The 1,310-nt window shown below is 33.4% G+C and carries 2 protein-coding genes; both read left to right on the plus strand.

Features of this window, described 5'->3' with window-relative positions; genetic code table 11:
- Window positions 1–81: 81 nt before the first annotated feature.
- Window positions 82–744, plus strand: coding sequence for a hypothetical protein (locus DW033_RS24255; protein WP_122383248.1), 663 nt, complete (start codon window positions 82–84; stop codon window positions 742–744).
- A gap of 63 nt (window positions 745–807) precedes the next feature.
- Window positions 808–1,242 carry a DUF5071 domain-containing protein gene (locus DW033_RS24260; RefSeq protein WP_122383249.1) on the plus strand — a complete coding sequence of 145 codons (435 nt, stop codon included), beginning with the start codon at window positions 808–810 and terminating at the stop codon, window positions 1,240–1,242.
- The last annotated feature ends 68 nt before the right edge of the window (window positions 1,243–1,310 follow it).

Genomic DNA, 1,310 nt, shown 5'->3' on the forward strand with positions numbered 1-1,310 from the left:
ATTGCTAACAAGTAGATAAGCAACCCGAACAGGTTACTATCTACATCCCATTATGCGCTTAGAAACTAATACAATATGAGCATGAAATATTATCCAAAAGGATGGCATACTTACAAGTTCTTGGTTACACCGCAAGAATTGAAAGACATTTTGCGAGGATTTCACATTGTGATATACAACCGTAGAGTACCTGCGGATTATATAGAAAGTAACTTTGCAAATTTTGTAAGGGATTACGAATCTTTTTACCGTTTACTAACGTCCGGTGAAAAAATCGAGCATATTGTAATCGACAATTTGCTCACGGGCTTTTCAAACAATCTAAGTAAGTGTGCGTATAAAGTCCCCTTTCAAGATTCAAATGATGGATTATGGTATAAAACAGAGGATTTCATAGAGCCTTGCGTCGGGTTCAATCTATTTGCCTTCTATCTTGATGAAGAACATAAGTTACAAACCAAATTCAGTTACATAAATTTTCCAGAGAATATAATGGGGGTTCAATTAGAGTACCCTAAGAAAATATATTCAATAGAGGAAAATAGAGAAATACTATGTAACGAATTGGAAAATTATAATGACGTGTACCAAGTGGTAGTAGAAAGGATAAAGCAATTATGTAGAAATCTGACGATTACAATAGGTGAAAATGTGCATAGAACTAAGGTGAAAATAAGTTCTACCGCACTAAAAGATATTGAAGGAAGTCATTTTATAAAAGTAAATAATTGTATTATTAAATAAAGCGCATAACAAGCGGATTAATCTCCCTAACAGTCGATTATCCGCCGAACATTATTGATGTATATGAATGAACAAAAATTGATACCTAAAGATAAATTTGATTTAGATGCAGCAAAGCGTCTTTCATTGGCAACTCCTGAACAAGTATCGGTTGTTGCAACCTCTCTTTTGAAATGGATTGCTGACATGAATTGGCCTGTTGCATTAGAGATTATTCATGTCTTGCCAAAATTTCACAAAGAACTTTTACCAAGCATTGAACAAATATTGATTAATCAGAAAAATGATGCAATTTGGAAATATTGGATTATCAGTCAGCTTTTAATCCAATTTCCCAAAGAAAGTATCATAAGCCTACTGCCAATCATACAAGAATACGCTGACAGTATTACCAATAATGAAGACGAGGAGGATTTAAAAAAATCGGCATTAGATTTTTTAGATTGGTACAACAAAAAAGAACATTCATCAATAACAAACAGCACTACCGCTAAATAAAGCGGAACGCTGCCGAACATTAGCAATAAAATGTAAAATGAATAAAATACCATTCAATTATGCTGAGC

Source organism: Parabacteroides sp. AF39-10AC, from assembly GCF_003635405.1.
In the GTDB taxonomy this organism is placed as follows: domain Bacteria; phylum Bacteroidota; class Bacteroidia; order Bacteroidales; family Tannerellaceae; genus Parabacteroides; species Parabacteroides distasonis.